Below are 15,307 nucleotides of genomic sequence, written 5' to 3' on the forward strand. Positions count from 1 at the left end.
GAGTGATCAGGGGGAAAATTGAGGTACTTTTTCCCTGAAAATTAGGTAGTTGACCACCTGAAAATCGGTAAAACCCTACACCCCACACCCCACACCCCACACCCTACCCCCAGGAAAAACTTTTTCAGCAGACCCTACTTAAGTAGTTTAATCCGATTTGATCGGAGATAACCTGAAAGTAAAATGTTTTAACCTTAGATGGGGAAAGTTAGCGCTAAAGTTTGATTGCTTAAAGAGTCAAGTGCTGATAGCGATTCCTGTGGGGTCCCTATTTTTTTCGTCCCCACCGACAAAATTGAGCAGCGCTCGTCGTCCCTGCTCACCTCGATCGAGTAAAGTAATCTCTAGATAATTTTCCGGCAAAAAAGTTAAACGTTCTGACCATTCGATCGCCACTATCCCTAAATCTACCTCGATTCCCTGCCAATAATTTTCTAGGTACAGCGCCTCGATATCTTGATCCTGCAAACGATACAAATCCAAATGATACAAAGGAAGGCGGCCTTCGCTATACTCGTTAACGAGGGTGAAGGTAGGACTAGCTATAGGCTCTTGAATGCCCAATCCTAGGCCAATTCCCTGTACTAAGGTGGTTTTTCCCGCTCCCAAATCGCCTTTTAATAAAATTACACTGCCAGAGGCCAAGGTTTGCCCCAGTTTTTCGCCTAAATTGACAGTAGCTTCTCGATCGGGTAAGTCGATAATCATTTGTTTCCGCTAGGATGCCCATTAACCACTGATTTTAATATAGCGATCAGAGCAGCTTTCTGACATACTTGGCTCTGGGAGACTCAATCTGGTCTTTTGATCGAGAAAAATAGAAGCAGTTAAACTCATCTCTTATCTCTTAGTCTTGCCTTTGGTCAAATGGTCGCCATCAAGACAGAGATAAGCGATCGGCGAAACCTTCCGGTAGATTAGACTAAATGGGAGTTGGTTAACTGCTTTTATAAAATTGATTGTTCCCTAACCATCAGCATTGTCTAGGGTCGAAGGGAATAAAACAACCGAAGTTTAGGACTTTAAGCCAGAAGTTAAGAAAAAAAGTGAAATTATTATTTTTGAGTAATGGCCACGGTGAAGATGAGATCGCGATCCGGATTATCAAAAGACTGCAATCATCTCCCCACTGTCCCGGTATTACTGCTTTACCCCTCGTGGGTAACGGTTATGCTTATACTCGTCTGGGGATTCCCCTTCTCGATCGAGGTCAAAAAATGCCCTCTGGGGGTTTTATCACCAGGGATGCCAAACAATTATGGCGAGATCTGCGGGAGGGATTATTAGGATTAACCTCCCGTCAATACCGTCTGGTCAGAAATTGGGGCCAAGAAGGGGGAAAAATTGTCGCGGTGGGAGATATCTTACCCCTTGCCCTTGCTTGGTTGAGCGAGACAGATTATGCTTTTGTGGGAACGGCTAAATCAGAATACTATCTCCGGGATGAGCAGGGATGGTTAGATAGTAGCTCGATGATCGATCGCCTCTGGGGTTCCTATTATTATCCCTGGGAACGCTGGTTAATGGCTCATCCTCGCTGTCGGGGGGTTTTTCCCCGGGATAGTTTAACTAGCAAAATTTTACAACAGTGGTCAATTCTCGTTGTCGATGGGGGTAATCCGATGATGGATGACCTTTTACCCTCGATAACGGGCGATTTTCCCCAAGATTGCCTAAATATTCTGCTGCTACCCGGTTCGCGCTTTCCCGAATCTCTCCACAATTGGCAGCAAATTATCGAGGCTGTGGCCGCCATTATCGGACGTTTTCCCGATTATAAGCTGGAATTTTTGGCGGCGATCGCTCCTTCTCTCCCCCTAGAATCTTTTACGGCTGCTTTAATTGACCGGGGTTGGGGAGAACATAGCACAAATAAGTTTATTTGTCAAGAGGTATTTATAACTATTTCTCAAAGGGATTACGCCGAATATTTAGGCCGTTGCCATTTAGCGATCGCCATGGCGGGAACTGCCACGGAACAGTTCGTCGGTTTGGGTAAACCGGCGATCACAATTGCGGGATCTGGACCACAGTTTACTGCTCATTTTGCCACACTGCAACAGCGTTTATTAGGCTGTTCAATTCTCTTGGGCGATAGTGCCGAGTCGGTGGCGGACAAGTTAGAATATTTATTACAAAATCCCCCACAGTGGCAAGAAATCGCCTTTAATGGTCGTCAGAGAATGGGTTCAGCCGGTGCCTCCGATCGCATTGCCCAATGGTTACTAGGCAATTTTTGCCCTTAAACGAAAGTATCGGTCTGATTTTCGCCGCTAGTGGTCCCCTCAAAAATAGTTTCTAGGGCGATTTTTTGGGCGCTTGGTTGTTGTCCGTAGCTGAAAAGATAGGGAATGTCTCCGCTTTGTTGACGAAACCATTGGAAAACGTAGGGACTACCATAAACAATCAATGCTTGAATCTGTCCGGTTTTCAGCAAAGCTTGATAGATAGCTTTCGTTTCATCGCTTAATCCGGCACTACCCCGAAAAGGATTACCACGGATAAATACTTGTAGGAGAGTCGTTTCTGGGGAGACGAGGGACTGATTAAAGGTGCTACGGTCGATTATTTGGGTTTGATAACCCCATTGTCGGGGCATTGTCACCGCCGGACAAGAGCGATCAAGAAAGTCACAGTTGAGTAAATCATCAATAATGATTAAATTGCGGCCTTGAGTGGCTTTAATCGGTAAATTAGCGCTAACTGTTTGGGAATCTTTTAAAATGTCCCTGACAATCTCTAGAGCTTGCGGTGCCGCTAAACTGCTTAAGGATTCTAAGGATGGCTGTCTTTGCCCCAATTTCTCTTTTGCTCGTTGAATACGTTGCCAAGAATCATTAATTCTGGCTTCGCTAATTGTACCCGCCTGCACGGCACTATACACCGCTTCGATCGCTTCGATCGGATCGGGTGGCATTAACAGTATATCGGCCCCCGCCTGTACCGCCCTCACTGCTATGGCGGCAGCGCTGGCAATTTTGGTTACTCCTCCCATAATCAGGGCATCGGTGACGATTAAACCCTGAAAACCGAGATTTTGGCGCAGTTTTTCCCCGAGAATTTTCGAGGAAAGAGTGGCGGGAAATTCGGCATCCCAAGCGGGAATTAACAGATGGCCTGACATAATACTATCAACCCCTGACTCGATCGCTGCTTGAAAGGGCGGCAATTCGATCGCTTCTAGGCGATCATGATCGTGGTTGATGATGGGAAGATCGAGATGGGAGTCATTGCTGGTGTCACCGTGGCCGGGAAAATGTTTGGCCGTGGTCAAAACTGGATAGGAATCGGCCCCTGAAATAAAAGCTTGAGCTAGATTAGCGACGATTTCGGGAGTTTCGGCGAAGGAACGAATATTAATAACGGGATTGTCGGGATTATTGTTCACATCGACAATTGGGGCTAAAATCCAGTTAATCCCGATCGCTAGGGCCTCCTTAGCGGTAATTGCTCCCATTTCCTTAGCATATTCTGTGGCTTTTGTCAAGCTTTTTTCGGCTATTTTTCCTAAAGCCATCGGGGGGGGAAACCAAGTAGCGCCGGAAAACCTTTGGCCGACCCCCTCCTCGATATCGGCGGCGATGAGGAGAGGATTATCGCCGGACCAACTTTGTAATTGTTGGCTACGGAAAGCGATTTCGGCGGCGCTACCTCCTAAGAGAATCACCCCACCGAGGTGGAGGGTTTCTAACCAATGTTTCAGGGTGGCGTTGACGGGTTCCCAAGCAGGATAGCGGATTTGTTGGTCAAAGAGATAGCCGGAAGCGCGGACTACTATCATCTGACCAATACGTTCTTTTAGGGATAAAATGCGATCGCTCACTATTCAGTTATCAGTTATCAGGTTTAAGTTTTAGGTTCCCAGTGTTGTCTAAATTTAGTTATCCTCTACTGATCACTGTTCACTGGTCACTGATAGCGGAATCGTCATCTTCTGGGGGTCGATCGCTTTTAATATGATCAAGAAGGTGTAACATTCGATCGCCGCGTTCAAGGGAAGAATCTTCTAGGAAGACCACTTCGGGGGTACGTCTGAGACGGATGCGTTGACCAAGTTCACGCCGGACGAATCCCGCGGCCGCTTTTAAACCGGCCATAGTTTCGGCCTTTGCATCTTTGTTGCCGTAGATAGACACAAAAATCCTAGCGTGTTGTAGGTCGTGGGAGAGATCTACATCGGTAACGCTAACCATACCAGCACCGACGCGATCATCTTTAATTTCCATTAATAACATTTGGCTGACCTCGCGCTTAATTAGCGAGGACACGCGAGATACTCGACGGTCGTTAGCCATAATTTTCGTCCCCTAAAAACAGCGAAACCCTTACCATTGTATCAAGCTAATCCGAGCATGGCTTTGAGGGTGAAATAAAGAAAGGCGAAAGTTCCCCCCAGAAAGCCCACAAGTGCGATCGCTGTGAGGGGATTTTTTAATAAAGGGGCTAACCAGCCGAAAAAGGCGAAGAAAATCCCTAAACTAAAGCTAATCAGATAGCGGGGGTAACGGCTCACGTTATCAAAAAAGTCGCCCATAAATTTTATTTATTATCTTTGTCCGTAAGTAATTATAGCAGTAAGCTTCAATGTTCAAGGATAATTTGATCATTTCCCCGATTGACTCTCATCGGGATTATGGGACATCTGGCGCGAGAATCATCAATTGTCCCTCCTTATCCTCGCGAATGGCTAGAATCGCCGGACGTTCATTTTCTGCCGACTGAGGGGATAACCCGCGAAAAACATAAGTCCAATTGTTATTTTGGATTAATAACCGCCAAACTCGCGGGGGATTAACTTTGCTATCATTCGTTTCTTTTCCCCGCAGCTCTTCGAGTAATTTGGTCTCACCGATAATTCGATAACCTTTGAGAGAAGGATCGGTAAAAACATCCTCTGGATTCCGACCGATCGCTATCTGTTTTTCCGGTAAAACTAAAGTGATAACTGGTAAGGTAGAACTATCATTAACTGCATCGCGACGGGCATCGATCGATCCCTGAATTCGGGCTAACCAAAAAAGAATAATTAATAGCCAAATAACAGCGATCAAATCTTTTCGGAGAGCTTCGGGAATTCCCCGGACTAATAAACCTAGGGGGTGAAATTTTTGATGAAATTTCCGTTTAGATTGACTGACAATTGCATAGGATGGCAGGGGAGACAAAATCCAGAGGGTGAATTGAATCGCGAAGGCAACGGCAACCAGTGCCAGTAAAGTTCGCAGCAACGCCCCGAAATCGCCGCAGAAGACCTGTATCGGCACGAAAAGGAAGGAACGCAAGGGCAAGTCCAGACGGTTAATCTCAAGGCTAAACCAGCCGAAATAGGCCCACCGATAAATCCATCCCGTAAAATAGAGAAAAATCCCCAGCAAACCGAGAAGACTGGCGAAGGTTCCTAGTATCTGTGTTCCGGGAGGGGGAGAATTCGGAGCGCTCACGGCAAAATGTCCCTGATTGGCGTTTTCGATCGCTATCCTACTCGATCGATCGGGTTCTATCGCCAGTTCTTTGTATTTTATCAAGGAGAATAACCATGTCCATCGACGATCCCCGACAAGTTCGTTTTTTAATTGAGAAAATGGAAGCGAGTTTACCAATCCCTGTGCGTGCAACTCCCGAAACGTTAAAAATAGCTGAAACAAAAGGCGAGCGATACAAACCCGATCACCAGTTTTCGATCGATAAAATTTTCTACACGGGAGACGAGGGGGGAATTATTTGTTCCCTAAAAAACGAATCGGGAAAACAAACGATTCTTGTCTGTTCTTTAACCCATCTACGGATCGATAACGATCATCCGTTAGCGGCGGATATTCAATCCTACCAGAAAAAGCGATCGATGCGGATCGCACTACAGGATGGCAAAACCGGAAAAGCCCTCCGTATTGCCAAACAAAACCGCCCGAACAAAGGTTTCGGAAAGTAAAAATATATTGACAAAAACCGCAGGTTGGGTTACTGTTACTCCTAACCCACCGCATCCAATTATATTCGGGGAATAGAAATTTGATTAGTTCGTTGCTACCAGATCGTATTAACCGTTGATAATTGAATTTTTCGATCTCGGCTAATTAAGGGAACGTTTAAATATAGGGCGGTTGCCGCAATAATTCGATCGGGTAAATCGGGAACATCCGAGCGCTCGATTCCTCCCATAGTAACCACAATATTGCGAGCGAGCGGGATTTCTATCAAAATAGAATTTTCCCTGTCCAGTTCCATTAACAATCGCTCTATTGTTTGAGCGGAAATCCGGCCTTTTTCACCAAGATAGACAATTTCAGCCAGAGTAATCGAGGAAACCGCAACCGTATCTCCACTATTGCCAATTTGTTCGATGGTTTGTCGAGCCAAATTGGATAATCGTTGATCTGCGTAAAGATACCAGATAACTGCATGAGTATCTAAAACTGCTTTTAACACTTAAAGATCCTCTGCCGTAAAATCTCCCCACGCTTCTCGTCGGGTTTTATCGATATCTTCAGCCGAGGGAGCCTGTCCTAAATCGGCGCATATACCCCATAAAGAGGGACGGGGTTGATTAACTTCTGCCGATTCCGATGCCATTTCTGCGGTAATTTTTTCGATCAGTTGCCGTTTCTCGATTGCGGATAATTTTTCCGCCCACCGCATTAGCTCTTGTAGAGTCATATTTCTATCGCTTACCGCATAAAGGAGTACCTTCATAAGTTTTAACATAAAGAGAAGATAAAACGCTTCCCCTTTGACAATCCCGACGCTAAAATATGGAAAAAACCCTCTAGAAAAAACCCTAGGTTGGGTTACTGTTACTCCTAACCCACCGCATCCAAGATTGAAAACAGAACCAACCCAATCCCGATCATTCAGGCAAGGTAAAGATGAAAAAACTCTACCCAATAATAACCGCAACTAGCCTAGTTTTTATCGCCTCTCTTGCTGGCTATCATCTACCAGCCACCGGCGATCTATCTCCCGTCAAGAAAATCCCCGTATTCATGCCGGATGATACGAAAGTATCTTTAAAAAATGGCACTTCTCTATCTGGGAGATTAATCAAGTTCGATTCCCAAGCAAAAACGATCGCTTTAGGGAGAGAATCAAAAACAAAAGAAGTGGCAATGAAAGAGATCAAACAGATAGAGTTTCAAGGGAAGGTTATTATCAAAAGCGGAACGCTTGTTATTCGTGGGGAAGAGAAATCAAGCAATCCAAAAGAGAATAGAAAACGCTGGCAGGAACCTTTACAGAACTTTAAAATTATTGATGTTAATGAAGGAAAAGCAGAAGTAACTTTAACCTCGCTAGATCCTCTAGAAATAAGAGGGATCGAAGGGGTGGCGAGTAAGAGTTCCTACGTTGTTGAGGAAATTAAATTCAACCCCTCGGACAAAATTGAGATTCAAGTAAACCCGCATTAAAATTCACAAAAAAGAGGTCTATTTTTTAGGCAATTAAAGAAGACTTTAAATGGGAAAGTTGGCTGATGTATTGTTCGATTATTTTTGGTGCTAGTGGCTCATTTAGGGTCGGATTAGCGAGGTAAAAAATGATGTCATTGATGAGATTTTCCTCATCTGTTTTATAGGCGATATCTTCTCTGCATTCGATGGCATCGGCCCAGTTTTCTAGGTCGGTGGCAGATAGAGCGTTATTGAGATAGCGATCGAGAATATCGATCAGATGCTCTTTTTTTAGGGTGATAATTGCTTCGCTACTGTCCCAAGGAAAGGTTTTTAGGATAGGGAGGATAGTTGATAGGGGTTGGTCAAAGTTGACTAGGGCGTTGAGGTATTCTTGTCTAGTTTTCATGGGTATTTTTGTTTGATGTGAACAATAGAACCGTTGGGGGCGTAGGTTGTTTTGGTGTAAAAGAGAGTGATTCCGTCCGCATCAATTTGTTTTTCGTAGGTTGCATAGGAACCGGAAATATTTTTGGCGGGAACGTCCGATTGAAATGCTTTGCCACCGTTGGGAAGATTATAGATCCGAATTGGGGTAGCATGACGGGGAAGGCGTTTTTGAAAGCGGTTAAGGTTGTCTAGTTGGGCTGGGGTTAAAGATGTCACCATATAGTAATTATAATCTTTATTGCCTTGGCGGTTGCTATATGAAAATAGACTATGATCGAGCCGCTAATGCCGCTTATATTCGTCGTTTTGAGGGAAAGGTTATTGATTCTGAGGAACTAGCGCCGGGGATTGTCTATGATTACGATGAGACGGATAGGATTGTAGGGATTGAGATTTTAGCAGTCAAACAGAGAACGGCCGAACAATTCAAAAATATTGATTTTCCGTTGGAAGAGAGTGAAAAACAAGAGATTAGACAATGGTTCGGAAAGTTAATACTAAATTGTTAAGTGATGTGAGAAATTCAGGAAATATGGGAGGTGCTATAATTGACATATTTACTCAGTCAAAAAACGATGATTAAGTTAAAAGTCACAACGGTAGGGAACTCTATGGGGGTGATTTTCCCGAAAGAGTTGGTGGAGAAGCTGCGCCTTAGTAAAGGCGATATGCTCTACGTCTTGGAAACGCCGAATGGCTTTGAGCTTACACCCTACGACCCCGAATTCGTCCAGCAAATGGAAGTGGCGGAGGAAGTGATGCGCGAAGACTGGAATGTTTTGAGAAAGCTGGCAACTTAGGCTCATGAACCAGCTAATCTGGATAGCTGATGGGGTAGCTCTCGCGATTCATCACCGCCAAATAGCCGAGCATGGTGGATTAGAGGGTATTCGAGATGAGGGGTTGCTAGAAAGCGCACTTTCCCGACCGCAAAATTTTCTGGCTTATTCTGAGTCGCCTCCTGACATGGCTTCTTTGGCAGCAGCCTACGCTTACCCAGGGAACAGCAAGAAATGTTAAGTACCTAAGCAAAATTAATTACACATTTCGATAAAGCTTTTGCCTCTTGCCTATTGCCTCTTGCCTGTCTTCACTAGGAAATTTATTTTGCATGACTACTTAATCGAGTCAGGGGAGAATATCAGGAATTGAGAGCTTGTTCCTGTAGTTATGATTGCCGCATCATTTTCTATTTGGAACGAGACGAAAAAACTCAAACAGATAGGATAGTTTTGATTAACATTGGAACTCATGATGAGGTGTATTAACTAATAACTGATAGCGGAAATAACTATGAATCCCAAATTTTACGCATTACTTACTCTTTCCCTAGTGGCTACCGTCACCCTACCAGTTGTTAACGGGAAACTCTCCTCTCTCGTCCCTGCGGTAATAGCGCAAAATACGGATGCGAGGAAAGCAGAAGCGGATCAACTTTTGCAATTATGTCGCCAGAATCTTGATAATAATCAAGTAAAATTGGCGATTCAATCCTGTCAACAGGCGGTGATAGCCTACCGGCAAATTAAAGATCTTTCAGGGGAAGCTAAATCTACCGCTAATTTAGGCAATGCCTATGTTAACGACGGTCAATACCGTCAAGCTATTTCTGTTTTAGAAAATGCGGTTAAAATAGCACAAGAGTCAAAAGAACGTCGTGTAGAAGCCCTCGCCTTTTTATATCTCGGTGGGGCTTACTATGAGTTAGGAGAATTTAAGGAGAGCATAGAATTTTTTCAGCAGACTTTAATAATCGCAAAAGAAATTAAGGATGCTGATTTAGAAAAAAGTGCTGAAAAACTTTTAGTATTAATGGAAGCAGAAAAACAGCGAAAAGAAGCGGATAAGCTTTTCGAGCAAGGCGCTCAACAATATGAAATAAGTCAGTTTCGAGAAGCCTTGCAATCGTGGGAAAAAGCCTTACAAATTTATCAAGAAATCAAAAATCGCCAAGGAGAAGCGGCTTCTTTAGACAATTTAGGAAGTGCTTATCTTTCCCTCGGACAATATCAAAAAGCGATCGATCTCCACGAAAAGTCTTTAGTCATTAACAGGGAGATAGTTAATCGCCAAGGAGAAGCCAATTCTTTAAACAATTTAGGAAACGCTTACCAATCGCGTGGAGAGTATCAAACAGCGATCGATTACCATCAGCAGTCTTTAGACATCAGGAGGGAGATTAAAGATCGACAGGGGGAAGCGGCCTCTTTAAACAATTTAGGAAACGCTTACCAATCGCGTGGAGAGTATCAAACAGCGATCAATTACCACCAGCAGTCTTTAGCCATCACGAGGGAGTTAGATGATCGTTCTGGGGAAGCCAAGGCTTTAAACAATTTAGGAGTTGATTACCGCTTACTAGGACAGTACCAAAAAGCTATCAATTACCACCAGCAGTCTTTAGAAATCGCTGAGAAAATCGGCGATCTAAAAGTGCAAGCCGATTCTTTAGGCAATTTAGGAAACGTTTACCAATCCCTCGGACAATACCAAAAAGCGATCGATTACCACCAGCAGTCTTTAGAAATCGCTGAGAAAATCGGCGATCAAGGAAGTAAAGCCAGATCTTTAGGCAATTTAGGAAACGCTTACCAATCGCGTGGAGAGTATCAAAAAGCGATCGATCTCTACGAAAAGTCTTTAGTCATCACGAGGGACATAGGCCTTCGGCAAGAGGAAGGGTCTTTTTTAAACAATTTAGGAGTTGCTCACTACTTCCTCGGAGAGTACGAAAAAGCGATCGATTACCTTAAACAGACTTTAGACATTGCGAAGAAAATAGGCGATCTAAAAGGGGAAGCCGATTCTTTAGGCAATTTAGGAAGTGCTTATCTTTCCCTCGGACAATATCAGAAAGCGATCAATTACCATCAAGAGAATCGAGCCATAGCGAGGAAAATCGGCGATCTACAAGGGGAAGCTAATTCTTTAAATAATTTAGGAGTTGCTTATCAAAAGATAAATCAACCCGCAGAAGCGATCAAGAATTTGGAAGAGTCCCTCAACATTATCCTCAAGATACGGGGAGATATTTCGAGGGAAAATATTGCAGGTCAAAATCGAAAATCGTTTTTAGCCTCTAACGAGAAAACCGTCATCACCCTCGCCACAATCCTCATCCAACAAAATCAACCAGAAAAAGCCTTTCAATGGCTTAACCTCGCCACTACCGCCGATCTCGCCGATTACAATCGCCTGATTAATGCCAAAGTTGCCGATACCGATGCACAAAAAGCACTTGATAACTGGAACGCCGACAATCAACAACTCGAAGGAATGCGCCGACAACTACAGGATAAATACTCGGAAGAACTGGCACAACAGATCCGACAATTCGAGGAAAAAGTGTATAAAAATGCGGAAACTATCGGAGATAAATATCCTGAAATTGCTGAACTTTTTGAAAGTAAACCCACCGACATCGCCCAACTCCAGAAAAATATCGCTCCTGATACTCTCGTTATTCAACCCGTTCCCCTCCGCGATGAAGTCGCCCTATTTCTCGTTACTAGAGAAAAATTAATCGTTATCCAAAGCGATGCAAAACGCGATGAATTGAATAAACTCGTCAGCGAATACCGTACCCAATTAGCCGACTATAAAAATGCCGACTACCTCGTTACCGGTAGTAAATTATACGAGATTCTGATCCGTCCCATTGAGTCCCAAATCGCCACCAGTTCCCCGAAAAATATCGCTATTATCGCCACCGGACAACTGCGCTATATTCCCTTTGAAACCCTCTACGATAAGAAAAATGACCAAGTTCTCCTAGAAAAATATCCAATTTATTATTTAACTCGCATCTCCACATCTACCCCTCCCGCGACCGAAAGAAAACCCTTACAAGGTCTAGCATTTGCTAACCCTAAACCCACCCAAGAAGAACTTAAAGGCACAGAAATAGAAGCAGAAACTATCAGCAAAATCTTTCCGGGAAGTGAAAAATATCTCGGTACAAATGCAACTCTAGATATATTCAAAAAACAAGCCTTTCGCTTCTCGATTTTACACTTAGGAACTCACGGCTGTTTTGACCTCGCTGGCTGTCCTAATTTGGGTATGCAAGCTAATACTATTCTTTTCGCAAATAATCAACAATATAACATCGCTGATGCTGCATTATTAGGCTTAAAAAATACCGAATTAATCACCCTGAGTGCCTGTCAAACCGCCAAGGAAGCCAACGCAGACGGCCAGGAAATTTCAGGACTTGCTTACGTCCTAGAAAGAGCCGGCGCTAAATCAGTAATAGCCAGTCTTTGGAATGCTGAAGATAATACCAGTGCGGAAATTATGACCCAATTTTATCAGAATCTCAAGAATGGCATGAGTAAAAGTGAAGCCATGCGACAGGCCAAACTTAGTCAAATTAAAAGCCATCCTTTCTTTTGGTCGCCCTTTATTTTGATTGGGGCTGCTAATTATGAAGAAGGGAGATTCTAATCCAGTACCGCCAGAGATACAGGCTGAAATTGACGCTCTAGCTGCGTCACAAGAGCCTATCCGCACAGAGCTGATCCCGGAGGCCACGGGAGATTGGAGCAAGGCGCAGCGTGGTGTATTTTATAGTCCGCTTAAACAGCAGATCACCCTAAGCCTTGATGCTGACCTGATAGACTGGTTCAAAACCCAGGCCACACAAGAGGAGGGGTATCAGACCAGTATTAATCGCGCCCTGCGAGAATATGTGGAAACACGGGCAAAAAAATAAACCCCCTCAAGATTGATTGAAGGGGCATTGATGGTATTTTTAGAGGCAATTTAGCCGACTTTTGTGGTTTCTTTTTCAGTGGATTTAGAGGGTTTTAGTTGGTGCTTGAGGGCTGCAGCTACAAAGCTATAATATTGATGGCAGGTTCAAGGACACACCAGATGAAACGAGATGAGGTATTGGCAATTCTAGAGGCACACCGAAAACAGTTACAAACACTGGGTGTAAAATCTTTGTCTTTATTTGGTTCAGTGGCAAGGGATGAAGCTCATAGTGATAGTGACGTGGATTTTTTAGTTGAATTTAATCAAGAAGGTGGTTTTTTTCAACTTCTGCAAGTACAGTATTATTTAGAAGATATTCTGGGATGTTCTGTGGATTTAGGAACTCAGGATACCTTAAGGGAACATTTACGAGAACCTGTGTTGGAGGATGTTATCAATGCCTTCTAGAGATTGGAGAATTCTCCTTCAAGACATTTTAGAATCTATCACTGAAATTGAACAACGTACAAAGGGAATGACGTTTGAGGAATTTGCTAAGAATCAAACAAATGTCAAAGCGGTTCTCTATAATTTTATAATTATTGGAGAAGCAACTAGAAATGTACCAAAGGAAATTCAGTCTCGCTATCCTCTTATTCCTTGGCGTTTGATGGCAGGAATGAGAAATGTTGCAACTCACGAATATTTTCAAGTTAATTTAAGTAGAGTTTGGGCAACAATTCAAGAAGATTTACCGACTTTAGTGCCACAACTACAAGAAGTGTTAGAAAGGGAAACAGAGGCTGAATAGTTGTTTAATAAGCGAAAGTAAAAAAATCAACCCCCTCAAGATTGATTGAAGGGGCATTTATGGTATTTTTAGAAGCAATTTAGCCGACTTTTGTGGTTTCTTTTTCTGTTGGTTTGGATTGCTTTAGTTGCTGCTTGAGGGTTGAAGTTGTGGCGAAGAGGTCGAGGACGATTTGAGGAACACTGTTAAATGTGATTAAATAGAGTACAATGAAAGTTGAAGATACACCTAGTTACCTAGTTAAGCCATGAAACAAGTTCTCAAAAATATTAAGGTATCGGAGATTCCTACACTAATCGCTCAGTTAGGTCTTTCTCCTGAACAAGAAGTTAATCTGACGATTGAGGAAAATTCAGAAAGTCTTATCTCAATTATGGATAAAGTCGGTAAAAAGGCTCAAGCTAAAGGTTTGACAGAAGATAAACTAACAGAACTATTAGTAGATGAATCCTAATCGAGTTGTTATAGATACCGATGTTTTTATTAGTGCTTTACTCAATCCCCTAGGAACACCCAAAAAAGTAATCAATATAGCAGTCAGTCAATTTACTATTCTCCAGAGCGAGGCAACTTATCAAGAATTGGCAACGAGAATAAGTAAAAAGAAATTTGACAAATATTTAGAAAAAGATGATAGGTTAGATTTCTTGTCGTCTCTTAAAAATAGGAGCTTATTTGTTGATATATTGCATGAAACGAGAGTTTGTTCCGATTTAGATGATAATAAATTCTTAGAATTAGCCGTGTCTGGAATGGCACAATACATGATAACAGGCGATAACGATCTTTTAATTCTCAATACTTATCAAGGGATTCCAATTATTACTCCAGCAGAGTTTGTCGCCTTTTTCTAGTGTCACTGAGAATTTTTTGAGGGAGGAATGCAAAAAAATACCCCCCTCAAGATTGATTGAAGGGGTATTTATGGTATTTTTAGAGGCAATTTAGCCTACTTGTGTCGTTTACTTTTTAATGGCGATACAATGAAGTTACCACCACTTAATGAAACCTCTATGAGCCTCACCCTTCCTACTGAACTTCTGCAAACAGTCCAAATGACTGAAGCTCAAATGCTCACGGAAATCGCTATCATGCTCTATCAGCAGCAACGCCTTCAATTTGAACAAGCAGCCGAACTAACGGGAATGGCACTCGATGATTTCTACCAATTGCTAGTATCGCGTAATATCCTCACTCCACCCACGGATCCCGACGACGAACCAAAAGAACTCATCCTCACCAGTCTTCGTATTTCTCTTCAGCAAGCTAAAGAGGGCAAAGTACATCCCATCTCTGAACTGTGGGATGGCATAGATGACTGAAAAAATTCCCCCCATTAAGCTTCTTTTCTCCGATCAATTCAAGGATCGACTTCGCATCCTCGCCAAACGCTATCGGAGCATTCGTACTGATATACAACCCCTAATTGATGACCTTCAGATAGGCAAATTCATCGGCGATAAAATACCAGGAATAGGCTACACTGTCTTTAAAGTTCGCCTCAAAAACAGCGATATTCAAAAGAGCAAAAGTAGCGGCTATCGTGCTATCTATCAACTTAAAGACAATAGTTGTGTTTTGATGCTCCTCATCTATGCCAAATCTGACCAAACAGACATCACAGCGCAGCAAATTCAAGACATCATTAATAAGTTTGACAATTTTTATTTTTAGAAGTATTAATAGATGCCAAAAATAAACCCCCTCAAGATTGATTGAAGGGGCATTGATGGTATTTTTAGAGGCAATTTGGCCTACTTTTGTGGTTTCTTTTTCGGTGGATTGGCAGGATTTTAGTTGGCCATTGATAACAATGCCTCTTCTATAGCATTTACATTTGAGACGTGGAAACCAATTTCTGAAAAAAATGCTATAATCTAAGTCAATGTTTTAATAACTTTAATTATGGACAAGGCTCAGAAAATCAAAAAAGATATCGAGGAACTAGATAAATGGATTAAAA

23 protein-coding genes are annotated in these 15,307 nt (G+C 42.8%); 14 read left to right on the forward strand and 9 right to left on the reverse strand.

Going from position 1 to position 15,307, the window contains the following annotated elements; translation table 11 throughout:
• Positions 1 to 237 precede the first annotated feature (237 nt).
• Entirely contained in the window at positions 238 to 708 is a 471-nt protein-coding gene (gene tsaE, locus IM450_RS14105) for a tRNA (adenosine(37)-N6)-threonylcarbamoyltransferase complex ATPase subunit type 1 TsaE (RefSeq protein ID WP_287664441.1), read from the reverse strand.
• 338 nt (positions 709 to 1,046) lie between these two features.
• Between tsaE and IM450_RS14110 the strand changes: the two genes are divergently transcribed.
• The gene (locus IM450_RS14110; protein WP_287664444.1) at positions 1,047 to 2,246 is read left to right on the forward strand and encodes a lipid-A-disaccharide synthase-related protein; all 1,200 of its coding nucleotides are present in this window, start codon (positions 1,047 to 1,049) and stop codon (positions 2,244 to 2,246) included.
• Here IM450_RS14110 and IM450_RS14115 read toward each other — a convergent pair.
• From IM450_RS14115 to IM450_RS14130, 4 genes are all read right to left on the reverse strand, one after another.
• Positions 2,243 to 3,823, reverse strand: coding sequence for a glycoside hydrolase family 3 N-terminal domain-containing protein (locus tag IM450_RS14115; RefSeq protein ID WP_287664447.1), 1,581 nt, complete (start codon positions 3,821 to 3,823; stop codon positions 2,243 to 2,245). The genes IM450_RS14110 and IM450_RS14115 overlap by 4 nt on opposite strands.
• A 79-nt stretch (positions 3,824 to 3,902) precedes the next feature.
• Positions 3,903 to 4,295: a 30S ribosome-binding factor RbfA gene (gene rbfA, locus IM450_RS14120; protein ID WP_002751761.1), complete on the reverse strand. Its 393-nt coding sequence runs from the start codon at positions 4,293 to 4,295 to the stop codon at positions 3,903 to 3,905.
• A 41-nt stretch (positions 4,296 to 4,336) separates the two neighbouring features.
• Positions 4,337 to 4,534 (reverse strand): DUF751 family protein, encoded by a 198-nt coding sequence (locus tag IM450_RS14125; RefSeq protein ID WP_002737592.1) that lies wholly within the window; start codon positions 4,532 to 4,534, stop codon positions 4,337 to 4,339.
• A 97-nt stretch (positions 4,535 to 4,631) separates the two neighbouring features.
• Positions 4,632 to 5,525, reverse strand: coding sequence for a hypothetical protein (locus IM450_RS14130; RefSeq protein ID WP_287664450.1), 894 nt, complete (start codon positions 5,523 to 5,525; stop codon positions 4,632 to 4,634).
• An 11-nt stretch (positions 5,526 to 5,536) separates the two neighbouring features.
• On the opposite strand from IM450_RS14130, the gene IM450_RS14135 reads away from it, so the two are divergent.
• The gene (locus IM450_RS14135; RefSeq protein WP_287664453.1) at positions 5,537 to 5,929 is read left to right on the forward strand and encodes a hypothetical protein; all 393 of its coding nucleotides are present in this window, start codon (positions 5,537 to 5,539) and stop codon (positions 5,927 to 5,929) included.
• A gap of 95 nt (positions 5,930 to 6,024) precedes the next feature.
• On the opposite strand, the gene IM450_RS14140 is transcribed toward IM450_RS14135, so the two are convergent.
• Both IM450_RS14140 and IM450_RS14145 read right to left on the reverse strand, forming a co-directional pair.
• Positions 6,025 to 6,426: a type II toxin-antitoxin system VapC family toxin gene (locus tag IM450_RS14140; protein WP_061430929.1), complete on the reverse strand. Its 402-nt coding sequence runs from the start codon at positions 6,424 to 6,426 to the stop codon at positions 6,025 to 6,027.
• Positions 6,427 to 6,690, reverse strand: a complete 264-nt coding sequence (locus IM450_RS14145) for a hypothetical protein (protein WP_002771281.1) — start codon at positions 6,688 to 6,690, stop codon at positions 6,427 to 6,429.
• A 173-nt stretch (positions 6,691 to 6,863) separates the two neighbouring features.
• Between IM450_RS14145 and IM450_RS14150 the strand changes: the two genes are divergently transcribed.
• Complete coding sequence (locus tag IM450_RS14150) at positions 6,864 to 7,403, forward strand: hypothetical protein (RefSeq protein ID WP_287664456.1); 540 nt, start codon at positions 6,864 to 6,866, stop codon at positions 7,401 to 7,403.
• A gap of 25 nt (positions 7,404 to 7,428) precedes the next feature.
• Here the strand turns inward: IM450_RS14150 and IM450_RS14155 are convergent, their stop codons facing one another.
• Both IM450_RS14155 and IM450_RS14160 read right to left on the reverse strand, forming a co-directional pair.
• Positions 7,429 to 7,794: a hypothetical protein gene (locus IM450_RS14155; RefSeq protein WP_287664459.1), complete on the reverse strand. Its 366-nt coding sequence runs from the start codon at positions 7,792 to 7,794 to the stop codon at positions 7,429 to 7,431.
• Positions 7,791 to 8,054 (reverse strand): hypothetical protein, encoded by a 264-nt coding sequence (locus IM450_RS14160; RefSeq protein WP_287630490.1) that lies wholly within the window; start codon positions 8,052 to 8,054, stop codon positions 7,791 to 7,793. Before IM450_RS14160 ends, IM450_RS14155 begins: the two co-directional genes overlap by 4 nt.
• A gap of 38 nt (positions 8,055 to 8,092) precedes the next feature.
• Here IM450_RS14160 and IM450_RS14165 point away from each other — a divergent pair, with 38 nt between their 5' ends.
• From IM450_RS14165 to IM450_RS14215, 11 genes are all read left to right on the forward strand, one after another.
• Positions 8,093 to 8,344: a DUF2283 domain-containing protein gene (locus IM450_RS14165; RefSeq protein ID WP_079209174.1), complete on the forward strand. Its 252-nt coding sequence runs from the start codon at positions 8,093 to 8,095 to the stop codon at positions 8,342 to 8,344.
• A 66-nt stretch (positions 8,345 to 8,410) separates the two neighbouring features.
• Positions 8,411 to 8,635, forward strand: a complete 225-nt coding sequence (locus IM450_RS14170) for an AbrB/MazE/SpoVT family DNA-binding domain-containing protein (RefSeq protein WP_012267820.1) — start codon at positions 8,411 to 8,413, stop codon at positions 8,633 to 8,635.
• A 4-nt stretch (positions 8,636 to 8,639) separates the two neighbouring features.
• Positions 8,640 to 8,855 carry a type II toxin-antitoxin system death-on-curing family toxin gene (locus tag IM450_RS14175; RefSeq protein WP_260441285.1) on the forward strand — a complete coding sequence of 72 codons (216 nt, stop codon included), beginning with the start codon at positions 8,640 to 8,642 and terminating at the stop codon, positions 8,853 to 8,855.
• Between the two features lie 273 nt (positions 8,856 to 9,128).
• On the forward strand, positions 9,129 to 12,281 hold the full coding sequence (locus tag IM450_RS14180) for a CHAT domain-containing protein (protein WP_287664462.1): 3,153 nt from the start codon (positions 9,129 to 9,131) through the stop codon (positions 12,279 to 12,281).
• Positions 12,262 to 12,549 carry a BrnA antitoxin family protein gene (locus IM450_RS14185; RefSeq protein ID WP_287664465.1) on the forward strand — a complete coding sequence of 96 codons (288 nt, stop codon included), beginning with the start codon at positions 12,262 to 12,264 and terminating at the stop codon, positions 12,547 to 12,549. The genes IM450_RS14180 and IM450_RS14185 overlap by 20 nt, the downstream gene beginning before the upstream one ends.
• Positions 12,550 to 12,710: 161 nt before the next feature.
• Entirely contained in the window at positions 12,711 to 13,001 is a 291-nt protein-coding gene (locus IM450_RS14190) for a nucleotidyltransferase family protein (RefSeq protein WP_004268820.1), read from the forward strand.
• Positions 12,991 to 13,344, forward strand: coding sequence for a HepT-like ribonuclease domain-containing protein (locus tag IM450_RS14195; protein ID WP_287664469.1), 354 nt, complete (start codon positions 12,991 to 12,993; stop codon positions 13,342 to 13,344). The genes IM450_RS14190 and IM450_RS14195 overlap by 11 nt, the downstream gene beginning before the upstream one ends.
• Positions 13,345 to 13,591: 247 nt before the next feature.
• Positions 13,592 to 13,798 carry a hypothetical protein gene (locus tag IM450_RS14200; protein ID WP_002763776.1) on the forward strand — a complete coding sequence of 69 codons (207 nt, stop codon included), beginning with the start codon at positions 13,592 to 13,594 and terminating at the stop codon, positions 13,796 to 13,798.
• Positions 13,788 to 14,198, forward strand: a complete 411-nt coding sequence (locus tag IM450_RS14205; protein ID WP_287664471.1) for a putative toxin-antitoxin system toxin component, PIN family — start codon at positions 13,788 to 13,790, stop codon at positions 14,196 to 14,198. The genes IM450_RS14200 and IM450_RS14205 overlap by 11 nt, the downstream gene beginning before the upstream one ends.
• A 129-nt stretch (positions 14,199 to 14,327) precedes the next feature.
• Entirely contained in the window at positions 14,328 to 14,666 is a 339-nt protein-coding gene (locus IM450_RS14210) for a UPF0175 family protein (protein ID WP_004268823.1), read from the forward strand.
• Positions 14,659 to 15,018: a type II toxin-antitoxin system RelE/ParE family toxin gene (locus tag IM450_RS14215; RefSeq protein ID WP_287664473.1), complete on the forward strand. Its 360-nt coding sequence runs from the start codon at positions 14,659 to 14,661 to the stop codon at positions 15,016 to 15,018. Before IM450_RS14210 ends, IM450_RS14215 begins: the two co-directional genes overlap by 8 nt.
• The last annotated feature ends 289 nt before the right edge of the window (positions 15,019 to 15,307 follow it).

Source organism: Microcystis sp. M083S1 (assembly GCF_020246405.1).
GTDB classification, from domain to species: domain Bacteria; phylum Cyanobacteriota; class Cyanobacteriia; order Cyanobacteriales; family Microcystaceae; genus Microcystis; species Microcystis aeruginosa_C.